Source organism: Aliidiomarina soli (assembly GCF_003986975.1).
GTDB classification, from domain to species: domain Bacteria; phylum Pseudomonadota; class Gammaproteobacteria; order Enterobacterales; family Alteromonadaceae; genus Aliidiomarina; species Aliidiomarina soli.
Genome location: NZ_PIPO01000001.1, coordinates 66,902 through 84,191, shown reverse-complemented (window position 1 = coordinate 84,191; position 17,290 = coordinate 66,902). Strand labels below are relative to the sequence as shown.

The 17,290-nt window shown below is 52.3% G+C and carries 12 protein-coding genes and 1 tRNA gene; 6 read left to right on the top strand and 7 right to left on the bottom strand.

The features are described from left to right. Positions 1-105: 105 nt before the first annotated feature. Positions 106-2,229, bottom strand: coding sequence for a fatty acid oxidation complex subunit alpha FadJ (gene fadJ / locus CWE14_RS00405; RefSeq protein WP_126798129.1), 2,124 nt, complete (start codon positions 2,227-2,229; stop codon positions 106-108). Positions 2,230-2,246: 17 nt separating this feature from the next. Further along, complete coding sequence (gene fadI, locus CWE14_RS00400; RefSeq protein WP_126797588.1) at positions 2,247-3,560, bottom strand: acetyl-CoA C-acyltransferase FadI; 1,314 nt, start codon at positions 3,558-3,560, stop codon at positions 2,247-2,249. A 187-nt stretch (positions 3,561-3,747) separates the two neighbouring features. Here fadI and CWE14_RS00395 point away from each other — a divergent pair, with 187 nt between their 5' ends. The 6 genes from CWE14_RS00395 to CWE14_RS00370 are packed head-to-tail and all read left to right on the top strand — an operon-like array spanning position 3,748 to position 10,728. Next, positions 3,748-4,704, top strand: coding sequence for an AAA family ATPase (locus CWE14_RS00395; protein WP_126797587.1), 957 nt, complete (start codon positions 3,748-3,750; stop codon positions 4,702-4,704). 4 nt (positions 4,705-4,708) lie between these two features. Next, a complete protein-coding gene (locus tag CWE14_RS00390) occupies positions 4,709-5,668 on the top strand; it encodes a DUF58 domain-containing protein (protein ID WP_126797586.1) in 960 nt (319 codons plus the stop codon). Next, positions 5,665-6,132 (top strand): DUF4381 domain-containing protein, encoded by a 468-nt coding sequence (locus tag CWE14_RS00385; RefSeq protein ID WP_126797585.1) that lies wholly within the window; start codon positions 5,665-5,667, stop codon positions 6,130-6,132. Before CWE14_RS00390 ends, CWE14_RS00385 begins: the two co-directional genes overlap by 4 nt. Next, positions 6,132-7,142, top strand: coding sequence for a VWA domain-containing protein (locus tag CWE14_RS00380; protein WP_126797584.1), 1,011 nt, complete (start codon positions 6,132-6,134; stop codon positions 7,140-7,142). Before CWE14_RS00385 ends, CWE14_RS00380 begins: the two co-directional genes overlap by 1 nt. Next, positions 7,142-8,971: a tetratricopeptide repeat protein gene (locus CWE14_RS00375; RefSeq protein ID WP_126797583.1), complete on the top strand. Its 1,830-nt coding sequence runs from the start codon at positions 7,142-7,144 to the stop codon at positions 8,969-8,971. The genes CWE14_RS00380 and CWE14_RS00375 overlap by 1 nt, the downstream gene beginning before the upstream one ends. Beyond that, positions 8,968-10,728 (top strand): BatD family protein, encoded by a 1,761-nt coding sequence (locus tag CWE14_RS00370; protein ID WP_126797582.1) that lies wholly within the window; start codon positions 8,968-8,970, stop codon positions 10,726-10,728. The genes CWE14_RS00375 and CWE14_RS00370 overlap by 4 nt, the downstream gene beginning before the upstream one ends. A gap of 82 nt (positions 10,729-10,810) precedes the next feature. Here the strand turns inward: CWE14_RS00370 and CWE14_RS00365 are convergent, their stop codons facing one another. The 5 genes from CWE14_RS00365 to clpX form a co-directional block, all read right to left on the bottom strand. Beyond that, entirely contained in the window at positions 10,811-12,670 is a 1,860-nt protein-coding gene (locus CWE14_RS00365) for a SurA N-terminal domain-containing protein (protein ID WP_126797581.1), read from the bottom strand. A 151-nt stretch (positions 12,671-12,821) separates the two neighbouring features. Next, positions 12,822-12,898: transfer RNA gene (locus CWE14_RS00360), tRNA-Asp, on the bottom strand. Positions 12,899-12,950: 52 nt separating this feature from the next. Continuing rightward, positions 12,951-13,223 (bottom strand): nucleoid-associated protein HU-beta, encoded by a 273-nt coding sequence (gene hupB, locus CWE14_RS00355; RefSeq protein WP_111569533.1) that lies wholly within the window; start codon positions 13,221-13,223, stop codon positions 12,951-12,953. 249 nt (positions 13,224-13,472) lie between these two features. Further along, positions 13,473-15,839: an endopeptidase La gene (lon, locus tag CWE14_RS00350; protein ID WP_126797580.1), complete on the bottom strand. Its 2,367-nt coding sequence runs from the start codon at positions 15,837-15,839 to the stop codon at positions 13,473-13,475. A 130-nt stretch (positions 15,840-15,969) separates the two neighbouring features. Then, positions 15,970-17,250 carry an ATP-dependent protease ATP-binding subunit ClpX gene (gene clpX / locus CWE14_RS00345; protein ID WP_126788403.1) on the bottom strand — a complete coding sequence of 427 codons (1,281 nt, stop codon included), beginning with the start codon at positions 17,248-17,250 and terminating at the stop codon, positions 15,970-15,972. Positions 17,251-17,290 lie beyond the last annotated feature (40 nt).

The following is a 17,290-nucleotide window of genomic DNA, read 5'->3' as shown; positions in this document are numbered from 1 at the left end:
ATTGTACAAAAAAAGGGCGGTGAAATCACCGCCCTTTTCAATTCGCTTAATTTGTTAACCCGTGTTGTTAGCTCACATGTTAGCCCACATTGTTAGCCCACATTGTTAGCCATAGAAGCGAGTCTTGTCCTTAGCCATCTGCTGTAACAGCTCACAAGGCGCGTAACGGCTACCCTGCTCTTTTTCCAGGCGGCGTAACGTCTCAACCACCTGCTCGATACCAAGGCTATCCATGTAACGGAATGGGCCACCCAGGAACGGCGGGAAGCCGATACCAAAGATAGCGCCGATATCACCGTCCCGTGGGGAGCGAATAATATCTTCCTGCAGACACCAGGCCGCCTCGTTCAGCATCGGATACATACAACGCTCAACAACTTCATCCTGTGACAAGCGTTTCTGCGGCGAAATTCCCAGTATCTGATACACGCTACTGTCGACTTCCTTGCCTTTTTTGCCGCCCTCGTATTTATAGAAGCCCTTCTTCGTCTTACGGCCCTTACGACCATCTTCCAGTAACTTATCAAACGCATTTGGCGCGGCAAAACGTTCGCCTAACTCGTCCGTCAGAATCGGCGCAACCTTGGCTCCAACGTCAATACCAACCTCATCCAGCAAGGTGATCGGGCCTACCGGGAAGCCGAATTTAACCAGCGATTTATCCAAATGTTCGATCGGCTCTCCGTCAAGCAGCAAACGGGCCGCTTCGTTCATATACGGGGCCAGGATCCGGTTGACATAGAAACCAGCACCGTCCTGCACCACGATAGGTGTTTTACCCTGTGCTTTGGCGAACGCAACCGTAGTGGCGATGGTTTTCGCCGAGGTTCCCGGGTGGGTAATAATTTCCGCCAATGGCATTTTCTCGACCGGCGAGAAGTAATGCAAACCGATCACCTGCTCAGGACGTTCTGCCTTCGCCGCAATCTTGGTGATAGGCAACGACGAGGTATTGGTCGCAAAGATAGTCTCCGTCTTCGCATGCTGCTCAATGTCTGCCACCATTTTTTGTTTCAGATCCAGATCCTCGAATACCGCTTCAACCACCAGATCGACATCTTTAAAACCGGAGTAATCCGTCGTCGCGCTCAGCATCAGCATCTGCTTTTCCAGCTCTGACTGACGTATAATCTTGCGCTTCGCCTTAGGCTTGAGCAGCTTATAGTGGTAGTTCAGTGCGTTCTTAATACCTTCCTGACCAATGTCTTTTAGTCGTACCGGCAGTTTGCCTTTGCTAATCGTGACATGGGCAATACCACCACCCATTAAACCACCACCTAACACTGCAGCTTTCTTCACTTTATCCGGCTGCACGCCATCGGCACCAGTCTCTTTTTTCATTTCCGTAGTGGCAAAGAAGATATTACGCAATTGCTTGCTCTGTGCCGTCATCGCGAGCTCGCCAAAGTTCTTAGCTTCCAGTTCAAGCCCTGCTTTGAAGCCTTTACTCATACCATGACGTACGGTATCGATAATGCGGTCAATCGCCGGGTAGTTGCCCTGCGCTTTTTTCTGCGCCTGTTCCCGTGCTTTGTTGAATAACACTGAACTGAGAGGCCCTTCCAACACCTTTTGCATGGTGCCCTGCTTCGCTTTGGCTTTCTTTGGCTTACCTTTCTTGGCCAGCTCTATCGCCGCATCGAGAAGAATACTCTCCGGCACAACGTCATTCGCTAACGCCAGCTTTTTCGCCTGCTTCGGTCGCAACTGTTTACCCGTCAGCATCATCGTTAAGCCCTGCTGGACGCCGACAATCCGTGGTAACCGCTGGGTGCCGCCAGAACCTGGCAACAGACCCAACTGCACTTCTGGAAGCCCCATTACCGTCTTCGCTGAATCCGAAATAACCCGGCCGTGACAGGCCATCGCCAGCTCAAGACCACCACCGAGACAGGCACCATGAACCGCGGCAATAAACGGAATTCGCTGTCCTTCGATACGGTCAAATAACGCTTGCCCCTGGCGCGCCAGGCTCTCCGCATCGGCTGCCGTCTCACATTCACTGATCATGCGAATATCAGCGCCCGCCACAAACGACCCGGGCTTACCGCTGATAAGGACTACCCCTTTTATTTCACTGTCGTCTTCAATTTTATCCAGCAGCGTCGTTACTTCATCTGCAAAGCTCGACTTCAGCGTGTTCATACTTTCTCCGGGCACATCGATGGTGATAATCGCGATACCATCGTCCCGCTTGGTTAAAGTAAAAGCGCCCTGCTGCGTATCCATTTGCGTTAACTCACTCATTATTCTGTCTCCAGGATCATCGCTGCACCCAGACCACCTGCTGCACAGGCCGTCGTTAGTGCGGTGCCGCCACCGCGTCGTTGCAGTTCATTCAACGTTTGGGTAATTAAACGGGTGCCGGTCGCGGCAAACGGATGACCATACGCCAGTGACCCGCCCATGACATTGAACTTGTCCATATCAATTTCGCCAATCGCCTGACTGCGGCCAAGCTTCTCTTCAGCGAACTTCTTGCTGGCAAACATTTTCACGTTGGCCAGTGTCTGCGCCGCGAAGGCTTCGTGCATTTCAATTAAATCCAGGTCACTGAGCTGCATTCCGGCGCGTTCCAGTGCCAGCGGGGTGGCGTACGACGGCCCCATCAACATGTCTTCCCAAACGTCGATGGCACTGAATGCATAGCTACGAATATAGCCAAGTGGTTTGTAGCCAAGCTCTTTTGCTTTGCTTTCAGTCATCATGATAACCGCTGAAGCACCATCGGTGAGAGCCGTCGAATTGGCGGCTGTGACAGACCCGTGTTTACGATCAAAGACCGGCCGTAACTTCGCATAGCCATCTTCTTTTGAGTCTGAGCGAACCGTATTATCACGCTCCAGGAAGTCGGTGTACGGCGCAACATGGGCTGCCATCACTTCTCTGCTCAGCTTGCCATCTTCCCAGGATTGGTGGGCTAAGGTATGCGAGCGGTGAGCCAGCTTGTCCTGATCCGCGCGACTGATTTGATGGCTCTTCGCCATTTGTTCAGCCGTTTCGCCCATGCTCAGACCCGTTGAGTACTCAGCAATTGCAGGCGGGACTGGTAACAGGTCTTTAAAGCTCAGACGCTTAAATATTTTCAGCCGCGCACTCAGACTGCGAGCTTTGTTAAGGTCGACCAGCGCATGCGCCAGTTTACGGGATACCCCAATTGGCAATACCGACGATGAGTCTGCACCACCAGCAATACCGACCGAAATGTTACCGGCCATCATCGCTTCAGCAATATTCACTGTCGACTGGAAACTGGTCGCGCAGGCCCGGCTAACACTATACGCGTCTGTGGTGACCGGCAGCGTGGTACCTAACACGATTTCCCGTGCAATGTTCGGCGCAGACGGCATTTGCACGACCTGACCAAATACGACTTGCTCAACCAGCGCTGGATCTAAATCGGAACGGTTGATAAGCTCCTGAACGACCATTTTTCCCATGTCCAAAGCTGGAACGCCGTGGAAATAAGTGGCTTGTTTTGCGAACGGTGTACGCAGACCATCGACGATGGCAATACGCTCCCCGTTCGCGGTCTTAATCGACTGTGCTGAAGCTGACATAGAACTCCCCTATACGGTTACTGGTCAGACCACGAATTATTACCCTGATTCTAACGTCAAATTTAGCAGATTTAAACCATTGATTTTCGGTACACTGACCTTATTACCCGAACTATCCTGGCACTTTAATATCAGAGTGTGTGCATAAGAATAGACGAAGACGCAACAATCACGAGAAGGACATAGCATGGCAGTTCACGCCTTTAGACAATTACGAGACTTTCTCAACAGTCAGGTTATCGGCCAGCCCGAGCTGACTGAGCACCTGCTCATTGCCCTCCTTGCGGACGGTCATTTATTGGTTGAAGGCCCGCCAGGCCTGGCCAAAACCCGAGCAGTCAATGCTTTGGCCAAAGGTATTGAAGGTGACTTCCACCGCATCCAGTTCACCCCGGATTTACTCCCGGCCGACCTCACCGGAACCGACATTTACCGGCCTGAAACTGGTGAGTTTAAGTTCCAGCGCGGTCCGTTATTTCATAACCTGATCCTGGCCGATGAAATTAACCGGGCGCCGGCAAAAGTTCAGTCCGCACTACTTGAAGCAATGGCCGAACGGCAAATCACGGTCGGCAAACGAACCTATAAGTTACCGCCCCTGTTCACCGTTATGGCAACGCAGAACCCGATTGAGCAAGAAGGGACCTACCCGTTACCAGAGGCTCAACTGGACCGTTTTTTATTGCATTTAGTCCTTGATTACCCGGACGCAGAAACCGAGCAGCGTATTTTGCAGCTAACCCGCAATGAATCAATTCAGGGCGAACACAGCATGCCGCAACCGCTTAGTCAGAATGCTATTTTCGCGGCACGTAAAGCCACCCTGAGTCTGCACATGGAAACATCGATAGAAACCTATCTGGTCCAGCTGGTGATGGCCACTCGCCGACCCGCCGCATACAGCGACGAACTGGCCAACTGGATTGAGTATGGTGTCAGTCCACGTGCCTCAATAGCACTTGAGCGTTGTGCCCGGGCGCGTGCCTGGCTGCTGGGCCGGGACTTTGTCACCCCTGATGACGTTGCGGCAGTGGCTCACAATGTACTGCGCCATCGCTTGATCCTTAGCTATCAGGCAGAAGCCGATGGTGTCACCGCGGATAAGGTTCTGGATACCATTTTGCAATTAGTGCCTGCGCCATAAACCGATGTCAATTCAGCGAATTCAGCCTCAACAAACCAGCACAGAGTGGTTAAATGCGTTACAAAGTAGCGGCCATAACCTGTGTCTGGACGAACTTCTCGCCTACCGTCAGTTGCGTACGGTCCAGCTCGGTCGGCAAAACCGGCTACCAGCCCGCGGCCGTGGCGGCAGTAGCCTGAGTAAACTGAAAGGCCGCGGCATGGAATTTGATGAAGTGCGCCACTACCAAAGCGGCGATGACATTCGTGCCATCGACTGGCGGGTCACCGCACGCACCGGTAAAACACACACCAAGTTATTCCGCGAAGAGAAAGAACGCCCCTTGTTCTTTTTTGTCGACTTAGGCCCCAGCATGCAGTTTGGCAGCCAATTATTGTTTAAATCGGTACAGGCCGCCCACGTCTGTGCCGCGCTTGCCTGGCAAGCTGCCTACCGTGGTGATCGCATCGGCGGTCTGGTCTTTAATCAACGCCGCCATGTCGAAGCCAAACCACTGGGGCGCGATAAGGGCGTGTTGCGTTTTTTGCATCATGTCACCGAACTGAATAACGAAGTCGGGCCAATGCCAGTCGCCGGAACGTTTGCCAGCAACCTGAAACGTTTACGCCAGGTGGTTAAAACCGGCGCTCAAGTCTATTTGCTAAGTGACTTTCATCAACTGAACGAGAGCATGATCAGCGACTTGCGAGCCCTTAGTCAGCACAATGCAGTGCAGGCTATTTTGCTTAGTGATCCGCTCGAACACGAATTACCGCAGGTCCAAGCAACCAGGGTTCAGGCAGTAGATGAAGACTTCACCCGCGAGTTCTGGCTAGGCGATAAACGGACCAACGCTATCTATAAACAGCAAAGCAGTACCTGGCTGGACAAACGGGTCCAGCTTCTGGCGCAGGCGCGTATCAGCACCACCTCGATCGATGCCAGCCAGCCACTGTCACTGCAGTGGCAGGAGTTGCAGCGATGAGTTCAGATCTCGGCTTACATGACATTGCCGATACCTATAGCGTCAGTTGGTGGCCTCTGGCCTGGGGTTGGTGGGTACTTATCACTCTATTGATAGTACTTCTCGGCGGTGTGTGTTTCTGGCTTATACAGCGAGCCCGTCAGCGTCGCGGTTTGCGCCTGTTGCGCGCGCAGCTTAAACACCCCTTACCCTCGTTGTCGGCCGTCAATCTGACTCTCAAACAGGCCGCCTTGCTCTATTACCCACGCCAGCAAATAGCGGCGTTGCATTCTGAGCAATGGCAGGCTTTCCTGCTGGAACAGTTGCCGCCGCAAAAACACGCGGCTTTCGCGCCGCGCTTTAATCAGTTTCAGGCACTCCAGTATCAACCGCACGACGCAGCAACGGTTGCCGCGTATCAGCAGCTAATTGCTGACTGGGCGAATGCGGCCTGGCCACCTAAGCATCGCCAAGGAGCTGCGTAATGTTTGAATTTGCCCTTTGGTGGGTCTGGTTTTTGCTCCCGTTACCCTGGATAGTTCGTAAAGTCAGCCCCGAGCAACGTCAGTCACAAATTCCGCTTAGTCTGCCCAGGGCCGCGCGTTTTATTTCGCCGCGGCAGGTTCAGCACCCCGGAAGAATTCGTCTCTGGTTGCTCCCAGGCCTGGTTTGGCTTGCGTTAGTAGCCACCCTCGCCCAACCACAATGGGTTGGCGAACCAGTCCCTATGCAGCAAGAGCGGCGTGAAATGATGATTGCACTCGATTTGTCGGGCAGTATGCAGGCCGACGATATGACGCTTAATGGGCGTCAGGTCACTCGTTTACAAGCCGCTCACCACATTCTTGCTGAATTCATCGAACGTCGCCATGGCGATCGTATTGGCCTTATCGTGTATGCCGACAATGCGTTTGTCTATTCGCCGTTAACCTCTGATCTGACGGCGCTGGCTCAGCTCGCCCGCGAGGCTCAACTGGGACTGGCTGGTCAGCGAACCGCATTGGGTGATGCGGTAGGTTTAGCCATCCGCACCCTGCGTGAACGTGATTCCGAGAACAACGTTATCCTCCTGCTCACCGATGGCATGATCAATTCAGGCGCTATCGATGCCCGTGAAGCTCTGACTCTCGCACGCAATGGCGGCATCCGCGTGCATACCGTTGGTATCGGGTCTGACGAAATGGTGGTGCAAAGCTGGTCTGGAGAGCGACGCATCAACCCCAGTGCCGAACTGGACGAGGGCTTCCTCAATGAGCTTGCGTCTGTTTCTGGCGGTGACTATTTCCGGGCCCGCAACGAGGCTGAAATGCGCCGCGCGTATGACATTATTGACCAGTTAGAACCCGTATTGGGTGACGACCAGTATATGCGCCCGCGCACCGCTCTGGCCCACTGGCCATTATCAGTCGCTTTTACCTTAAGTCTGTTCTTGCTGCTGCAACGAGGCCTGCACCTGCGCCAGTTGCGCGCTCAGCCACGAACGAGGAGACGCTAATGGAAGACTTTCACTTCCTCCGCCCCGGGTGGTTATTCAGTCTAATCGGGCTTGTTGTCCTGCTCCCCTGGCTGTGGTCACAACTGGGTCGTAACAGTGGCTGGCAAAAAGTCATTGCCACTCATTTGCAGCCGGTTCTTTTGGCTCCCAGCGGCGAAAGCAGTCGTCGCACCGCGTCACTGCTGATACTTTGTGCCGCCTGGGTGATTGCCAGCCTGTCCCTGGCCGGCCCAGCATGGGAGAAAGCCCCAGCCCCGGTATATCAAACCGAACGCGGCACAGTGATCGTGATGGATATGAGCATGAATACACGGGCCACCGACATTAGTCCTGACCGGCTTACCCGGTTACGCTTTAAGGCTTTGGACCTTGTCGCTGAGCTGGACAACGCACAGATCGGCCTTATCGCCTATGCCGGCGATGCATTTGCAATATCTCCGTTAACCCACGACCACGGTAATATTCAGGCGATGTTGCCCGCCATGTCACCAGAGATCATGCCAGTGGCTGGCAATTATCCGCTACTGGCAATGCGCGAAGCAGACCGCATGTTGCGCGATGCCGGATTTGAACAGGGCGAAATTTATTGGTTTGCAGCCGGGATGGAACAGGATGATCTGCAGGAACTCACTCAGTTTTTCCGCTCTCGTCAGCATCGGGTCAGCACTATTATCGCCGGCGATGACGAAAGCACGCCCATTCGCTTAAGCAGTGGCGAAATGCTTCGCGATACCCTTGGCCGCATAACCATGGCCCGGCTTAACGCGCGCTTCTTTGAGCGTGTCAGTGTCGCCACCGGAGGTGTGAGTGTGCGGGTAGAAGCCGGTGACAACGACATTCAACGTGTTGTTGACCAGGGGCCACTGAATGAACGTGCCGGCGAGCAGGCTGATGATATGAGCAGTGACCAGTGGATTGACCGCGGCCCTTATCTGGCCTGGCTGTTGCTTCCTCTCGCCTTACTAATGGCACGTCGGGGGGCATTGCTATGTCTGCTTTGCCTTCCTTTCGCAGCGTTCCACAGCCCGGTCTCAGCACAGCAGACGCAAAGCGACGTGCTTGATAACGCCTTTCAAAATCGACAGCAACGTGCTGATGAAGCCTATCAGCAAGGCGATTATGAAAAGGCTGCCTCCCTTTTCCCCGACCCCATGATGCGCGCCAATGCACTGTATCGTGCAGGTGACTACGCAGCGGCCTTAAGCGCTTATTCGGAGACAGGCGATAGCGCCGAGCGCTGGTACAACAGCGGCAACAGCCTCGCCCAGCTTGGTCAGTTCGATGAGGCGATCGAAGCGTACCAGCGCGCCCTGGAAAAGCGTCCCGGATGGTCTGAAGCGGAGCAGAATAAAGCGGCCGTGGAGCAAATGCGCGAACAGCAGCAACAAAACGAGTCGCAAGGTGAGCAACAGAGCGAAACCGATGAGCGGGAACAGTCCGCTCAAAACGAACAGGGGCAGTCTGACGATCAGCAGCAATCTGATGAGCCGGAAACAGGGTCTGATAGCGCACCGTCTCCGCCTTCGGATGAGCAGCCTGAAAATGAAGCCGAAGAAGAAATAGAAAGCGAGCAGTCAGAACAGCAGCAAGCGTCGGAATCCGAACCCGGCGATAGCGATGAGTCAGAGCTGGACGGACAGCCGCCAGCGACTGCAGAAGATCAAGAGAGACTAAACGAGGATGATCTTAGCGATGAAGAGCGTGCTGAGCTTGAACAGCTGTTACGACGGATGGAGAGCGACCCTGCTATTCTACTGCGTAACCGCATGCGGCTGGAGGCAGAGCGCCGCCAGTATAATCAACCACCAAGAGGAGCCCGTCAGCCGTGAGTCACGCTAAATACTGGTTAAGTCTAACCCTGCTCGCGATCGCCCTGCTGCATTCCGGCTCTGCATTTGCGCTCACCGTCAACGCTGAGGTAGATAAAAATCCGGTCATTGTTAATGAGTCATTCACCCTGACCATCACCGCGAGCGATGATTTACCACGCAACGCATTTCGCAATGAGACCTTGCTGCGTGACTTCGTCGTCGGCGCCACCTCAGTTGACCGTTCGACACGACTTATCCAGGGCCAAATGAGCCGGCAAACACGCTGGCAAGTCACCTTAGTCGCCAGACGCCCGGGCAGCTATCGGATCCCCGCATTCGATATAGACGGCCAACGCACCTCACCGATTCAGCTCGAGGTCATTGAAGCCAGCGAGAGCGAGAACGAGCGAGGCCCGGTGTTTGTCACCGCCCGCATCGACGATGACAATCCTTATATTCAGCAGCAAGTCCGTTACACCGTTCGTTTGCACCTGGCACAGGTACTCGAAAGCGGTTCAATAAGCCCGCCGGAAATCGAACACGCCGATATTCAGCAAAGTGGTAATGACGAAGAAACTCAGCAGTTAATCGATGGCACACGCTACCGGGTAATTGAACGAACCTATTTCATTACCCCCCGCCGTAGTGGTGCGATTACCATCGGTGGTAGCCGCTTTGACGGACAAATTCGCGACAGTAGCGAACGTAGCTTTGCCTCGTTTAGCCGTCCACAAAGTGTGACTGCATTGGCGCCCGATATAGAAATCAATGTGCAGCCGCAGGTTGACGGCTTCGATGGTCGCTGGTTACCCAGTAAACAAGTGGTACTGAATGACGAGCTTAATGACCAGCAGCGCTTCATCGTTGGTGAACCCATAACGCGTCATATCACGCTAACAGCCCAAGGGGTACGCGACGAGCAGTTGCCCGACATCAGCACCGACTATCCGACAGGGCTGCGTTACTACGCTGAGCGAACCGAACGGGAAAGCTACAGTCGCGATGGCGAACGTATCGCTCAGGCGACCTTCCGTGGGGTGATTTTACCGTCACAGGCTGGCACCTTTGAATTGCCAGCGGTCGAAGTTAGCTGGTGGGATGTCGACAACGAGCAAGTGCGCACCGCGCGCATTGAAAGTCGGGAAATTACCGTGCACGCCCCGGCAGGTGGAATGCCCTCTCCCTCAGCTCAGCCCGCCGACGGTTCCTCCACTGAAGATCCCGCGGCAACCGATTCTACAACTGGTAGTGCAACTGACAATGCAGCAGAGCACTCTACCGATGTCAGCAGCCCAGATGCGGACCGCACTAGCGCAGACGCTATATGGCAAATTAGCAGTGTCGTACTATTGATTCTATGGCTGCTGACTCTGCTCATCTTTGCCTGGTTCTACTGGCGTACTCGACATCGTCAGCCTTCATCACCGTCGGCTCAGAAAGCCAGTGACAAGGTTCCGGCTGCAAGCCGCAAGCCCCTGCAGCAACTGAAAGTTGCTTGCCGTGCCAATCAGCCTCAGGCCGCACGCCAGGCACTACTCGCCTGGGTCAACAGCACCACGGAGCGTCACTGTGCAACACTCGATGAGGTCAGCAACTATTTCGCCAGTACGCCACTAACCGCCCAGTTGAACGCCTTGCAAGAGGCCCTCTACCGGCCACAAAGCCAGTGGCAGCAGGGTGATGCGCTATGGCAAAGCATTCAGCTGCTACACCGGCGCAACAAACAGCAAACTGATAACCACCGCCTTCCCTCACTTTATCCGACCGGGCGATAGCAGACGATGGAGTCAAGGGAAACAAAAAAGCTCGTGTCATAAGACACGAGCTTTTTTTATTTATTGCTGAAGAAACTAAGTACTAAAGATTACGGGTAATACTCGCGTCTTCTTTCAAGGCTTCCATAATTGCACGGTAAGCAGCGTCTGCGTAACGGTTTTCAAAACGCTGACGCAGTTCACTCGCACCATTGTCACTGACTTCACCTTCGATGACGTCAGTCAGCGCGACAATGGCTAAGTCGCCACCGCGTAACTCAGCGATGTCTGCTGAAACCGCATCGTCAGAGGGCGCTGGTAACCGGAATAACTGGCTAACCACGCCGGCTGGTAACTCTGCGTCGTTGCGCGAAACGTCGCTAAAGCTTTCAGCCTCAACACCCTCAGGCAGTTCGTTAGCACGGTATTGGGCCAGCAACTCATTCGCTGCCCGACGGGCTTCGTCACGCGCTTTACGCATCACCAGAGCTTGTTCGATGTCACTGCGCACGTCATCCAACGGCGTCAGACTCGCAGGTTCATACTCGTTCACACGTACTACGTAGCTGCGTTCATCGACTTCAACCAGTTCACTGTTGAGGTTGTCGCGCAACACGTCGGAATCGAAAATCGCATTTAGTAAACGCTGATCGGCAAATTCATTCACGCCCTCACGATCCATCCATTCGCTGCGCTGGATGTCCAGGCCTGTTTCTTCTGCGGCTGGCTGCAAGCTCTCAGGAGCTTCAAAGCTGACTCGTGATAGGGTCTGTTGCAGCGTAAAGTACTGCTGCTCAGCTTCCTGCTGACGTAAATTTTCTTTAATGGTTTCAGCGACTTCTTCATAGGGGTCAAGCTGAGTTGGGCGTAATGAGGTCAATTTAACCAAATGAAAACCAAACTCTGATTCAACGATATCAGATACATCACCCTCATTGTCCAGGGCAAAACCTGCATCTTCGATATCGGGGTCGATCATACCGCGTTCCAGGCGTCCTAACAGTCCGCCATCCTGTCCACTAAAGGTATCATCCGAATACTCAGCTGCCAGCTCGGCAAAATCTTCACCTGCCTCTAAGCGACTGGCAATGTCTTCAATCCGGCTACGCGCATCGGCGTCATTACCTTCGACCAGAATATGCGCAATCTCGCGACGTTCAGGCGTTCGGAAATTGCCAGGATTCTGCTCATAGAAGTCTCGTGCCTGAGCATCATCAATCGTGACCGACTCAAGCATGTCGTTAAACTCGAGCACAATATAGTCAACGCGAACTCGCTCGTCAGTTTCAAAACGCGCTTCGTTCTCGGCATAAAAGGCTTCGATTTCATCTTCGCTAACGCTCACAACATCGGTGTAGCTCTGTGCGGGTACGCGGATGTACTCACCGCTACGACGTTGATTCTGAAGGCGCTGATACGCTTCTGCCTCGTTCGGGAGCATGAATTCGGACATCAACGCGCCTTGCAGGAAGGTCGTGCGGCCAAGTTCGCGCACCATGTAATCGCGAAATTGCTCAGGCGTAAAACCAGCATTGGTCAGCAACGCTACATAGCGGTCATTGTTGAACTGACCATTAATCTGAAAATCCGACATGTTGCGGATAGCATTACGGATCTGCTGTGGACCAGGGCGAAAACCCTGCTCACTTGCAAACTGAGTCGCCAGACGCTCTTCGATCAAACGTTCAAGCACACCCTGACGGAACTCGCGCATATAAGCTTCGTCGGCGAACAGCGTTTCCACAAAATCGCCAAGTTCTTCTTCCATCTGAGCACGTTCATTCTGATACGCACGGTCAAAATCCGTACGTGAAATCTTTTCGCCATTCACCTCGGCCACATGGTCGTCGGCACTTCCACCCAAATAGCCACTCACCCCGGTCAGGGCAAAGGTAAGGATAATCAGGAAAAGGATAATTTTAGCGACGGGTCCCTTGGAACCTTCACGAATCCTATCGAGCATAATGCAATCTCTTTATCGGGTTAATTACTGTCTGCTATTTGTTAAACTAACTATAAAAAAAGCGCACCGAATCCGGTGCGCTTCTTAAGTCGTCACCTCGCCAGATACTAACACAATTAGTCTCTGCGGGTGCAGTTTTCGCTAACAAAAATGGCGGAGTGGACGGGACTCGAACCCGCGACCCCCGGCGTGACAGGCCGGTATTCTAACCAACTGAACTACCACTCCAAATTAAAGGCACCCTCGCGGGTGCCTTTAATGTATTTCTTTGTTGCCTTGCTTAGTTAACGGCGTCTTTTAACGCTTTACCAGCTTTAAAAGAAGGCACTTTGGCAGCAGAGATCTGGATAGTTTCGCCAGTTTGCGGGTTGCGGCCAGTGCGCGCAGAACGCTCACGAACGCTGAAAGTACCAAAGCCAACCAGAGCAACCTGGTCGTCATTTTTCAAAGCTTCTGTTACTGCATCGATCATCGAGTCTAAAGCACGACCTGCAGCCGCTTTTGAGAGTTCAGCATCTGCTGCAATTTTGTCTATTAGCTGAGACTTGTTCACAGTATCATCCCCTTACATTGTTATTATGGAGTTCCTTGGAACCATCAAAAAAATGGGCCAGAAAAGTTTATAACAAGCTTATATCTTTAGTTCAAGGTACTAGTGCTTTTACTAAAGTATTTGCGAAAGTCCTCTATACCTTGCTCAGCAAGGGCTGGAGTAACTTTCCTAAGGCTATCACAGTCGTTGCGTATGAAAAGCCTTTTTCAGCATTTTTAACAAGTTTTTCGTTAAAAAAGTGCCTCTCGCCTATTTTTTCTTCCCTGCACCCGCCACTTTTACTGCATTTACCGGGTTATTCTCCAATGCCAGCTGTAAAACCTGGTCAATCCATTGCACCGGGTGAATGTCTAAATCACCCTTGATGTTATCTGGAATTTCTTTTAAATCACGTTCATTATCCTTCGGGATCAGGACGCGGGTAATCCCACCACGGTGGGCTGCCAGCAGTTTCTCTTTCAGCCCGCCGATAGCAAGAACTTCACCACGCAGGGTAATTTCACCCGTCATAGCGACATCTGAACGTACCGGATTCGCCGTCAATGACGACACCAACGCGGTTACCATAGCGATACCGGCACTGGGTCCGTCTTTCGGCGTCGCGCCCTCAGGCACATGCACGTGCACGTCACGTTTTTCATAAAAGTCGTCGGCGATGCCAAGCTTGTCTGCACGGCTACGAACCACCGTGATGGCAGTGCTGATCGATTCTTTCATTACATCGCCGAGCGAGCCGGTGAAGGTTGTTTTGCCTTTCCCAGGTACGCTGGTCGCTTCAATCGTCAGTAAATCACCACCAACCTGGGTCCAGGCAAGACCAGTCACCTGACCTATCTGGTTGCTCTCTTCCGCTTTGCCAAAGTCGAAACGCTGCACACCAAGGTAGTCTTCAAGCTCTTTGCCGGTAATGGTTATCGACTTGGTATCTTTCTTAATCAAGATGTTACGAACTGCTTTACGGCATAGTTTAGAAATTTCGCGTTCCAGATTACGCACCCCGGCTTCACGCGTGTAATAGCGAATAATTCCGGTAATAGCGTCATCCGCAATTTTCAGTTCATTCTTGCGTAAGCCATTTCGCTCCATCTGTTTCTCAACTAAATGACGCTTGGCAATGTTGAGCTTTTCATCTTCGGTATACCCGGATAGCCGGATAACTTCCATCCGATCCAGCAATGGCGCTGGAATGTTCATGCTGTTTGATGTGGCCACGAACATAACGTCAGACAAATCGTAATCAACTTCCAGATAATGGTCGTTAAAGCTGCTATTTTGCTCCGGGTCCAGGACCTCAAGCAACGCCGAAGCCGGGTCGCCACGCATATCGGACGACATCTTATCGATTTCATCCAACAGGAAGAGCGGGTTACGTACCCCAACTTTAGCCATTTTCTGGATCAGTTTGCCCGGCATCGAACCAATGTAAGTCCGACGGTGCCCACGGATCTCAGCTTCATCGCGCACCCCACCGAGCGCCATACGAATGTACTTGCGCCCCGTCGCCTTAGCAATCGATTGGCCAAGCGAAGTCTTACCGACGCCGGGAGGACCGACTAAACATAGAATCGGCCCTTTCACTTTACTGGTCCGTTGCTGCACCGCCAGGTACTCGATAATCCGCTCTTTAACTTTCTCCAGACCATAGTGGTCGGCATCCAGAACTTCTTCGGCTTTGGCCAGGTCTTTCTTCACCCGTGAACGTTTTTTCCACGGAATCGATACCATCCAGTCAATATAACCGCGCACCACTGTCGCTTCTGCCGACATCGGCGACATCATTTTCAGTTTCTGCAGCTCGGCTTTGGTTTTGTCGCGGGCTTCCTCCGGCATTTGTGCATCTTCAATCTTCTGTTCAAGCTGCTCAAATTCGTCGACACCGTCCTCGCTCTCACCAAGCTCTTTCTGAATCGCTTTCATTTGCTCATTCAGGTAGTACTCGCGCTGGCTCTTTTCCATCTGCTGCTTCACACGACTGCGGATTTTCTTTTCCACCTGGAGGATATCGATTTCACCCTCCATCATCGCCATCAGATGTTCAATGCGCTCGCGTACATCAATGATTTCCAGAGCATGCTGCTTGTCAGCCAGTTTTAATGGCATATGTGCCGCCATCGTATCGGCCAGGCGATCAGCATCCTCAATGCCCTGCAACGAGGTAATAACTTCAGGAGGAATTTTCTTGTTCAGTTTGACGTACCCTTCAAACTGATTCATCGCTGAACGGACCAGAATTTCTTCTTCTTTCTCATCTAAAGGCGCAACGTCAAGCAGTTCAACGTCACCCTGAAAGAACTCATCGCTGTCTTCAAATTCAACAACTTTACCGCGCTGTTTACCTTCAACCAGCACTTTTACCGTGCCATCGGGTAATTTCAGCATCTGTAAAATAGTGGCAACCGCACCAACCTGATAGATATCCTCAGCGTGTGGCTCATCGACGCTGGCATCTTTTTGCGCGACCAGGAAAACCTGCTTATCACGGTCCATCGCTTCATCAAGGCAGCGAATCGATTTCTCCCGCCCGACAAATAACGGAATCACCATATGCGGGTAAACCACTACATCACGCAGTGGCAGCACAGGAAGGCTTAAGCGCTCGCTGTTCTTATCTGTCATCATTATCTCCATTTCGGCGCTAATAAAGTTACTATGTTAAATATGAGGTCTTGGCTATAAAGTTCAATAGCTAGCACAAAAAAAGGGCCAATAAGGCCCTTTTTTTCATTCAACTGCTGATTTATTCAACTTATTCGCCAGATGCCTTCGCATCTTTCTTGTTGCCATAAATCAAAATCGGGTCAGATTCACCGTTAATTACCGTTTCGTCAATCACCACTTTACTGACATCTTCCTGAGATGGCAGGTCATACATGGTTCCCAACAACACATCCTCAACGATAGAACGCAGACCACGAGCACCGGTATTGCGTGCCAATGCTTTACGCGCTATCGCACGTAAACCGTCATCACGAAACTCCAGTTCAACCTCTTCCATGGCCAGCAACGCTGCATACTGCTTGGTCAGTGAGTTCTTCGGCTCTTTTAAGATTTGCACCAACGCATCTTCATCTAGCTCATTGAGGCTGGCTACCACTGGCAGACGCCCAATAAACTCTGGAATCAGACCGTATTTGACCAAATCTTCCGGTTCAACCTGAGCCAGAATATCGCCACTCGGTTTGCTCTTCTTCGCTTTAACTTCCGCTGAGAAACCAATACCTGCACCAACCGCCAGACGTTGCTCGATCACTTTGTCCAGGCCTGAGAAGGCACCACCACAGACGAACAGAATCTTAGAGGTATCAACCTGCAAGAACTCCTGTTGTGGATGCTTACGTCCGCCCTGCGGAGGAACCGATGCGATGGTTCCTTCAATCAGTTTAAGCAGTGCCTGCTGCACGCCTTCGCCTGATACGTCCCGGGTAATCGAAGGGTTATCTGACTTGCGTGAAATCTTATCGATTTCATCAATATAAACGATACCACGTTCCGCTTTTTTCGGGTCGTAATCGCATTTTTGCAGCAGCTTCTGAATAATATTCTCAACGTCCTCACCCACATAACCGGCTTCGGTCAGGGTGGTGGCATCCGCCATCGTAAAAGGCACATCGAGGAAACGGGCTAAGGTTTCTGCGAGCAGCGTTTTACCACTACCAGTTGGCCCGATCAGCAAAATATTACTTTTGCCAAGCTCTACATTTTCGTACACACCAGAATTGAGCAAACGTTTATAGTGATTATAAACGGCCACCGACAGGACTCGCTTCGCGCGGTCCTGACCAATTACGTAATCATCCAGGTTCTTCCGGATGTCATGCGGCGTCGGTACGTCATCTTCATCACGCTGCGGAGAAATTTCTTTAATTTCCTCGCGCAGAATGTCATTACACAGGTCGACACACTCGTCGCAAATAAACACCGAAGGGCCGGCGATTAACTTGCGTACTTCGTGTTGGCTTTTGCCACAGAAGGTACAGTACAGTGCTTTACCTTCTTTCTCGCCGTCGCCGCTTGTTTTATCTGTCATCTAACTCTCCAGCGCTGATTCTCTGCTGACTGATTCTCCT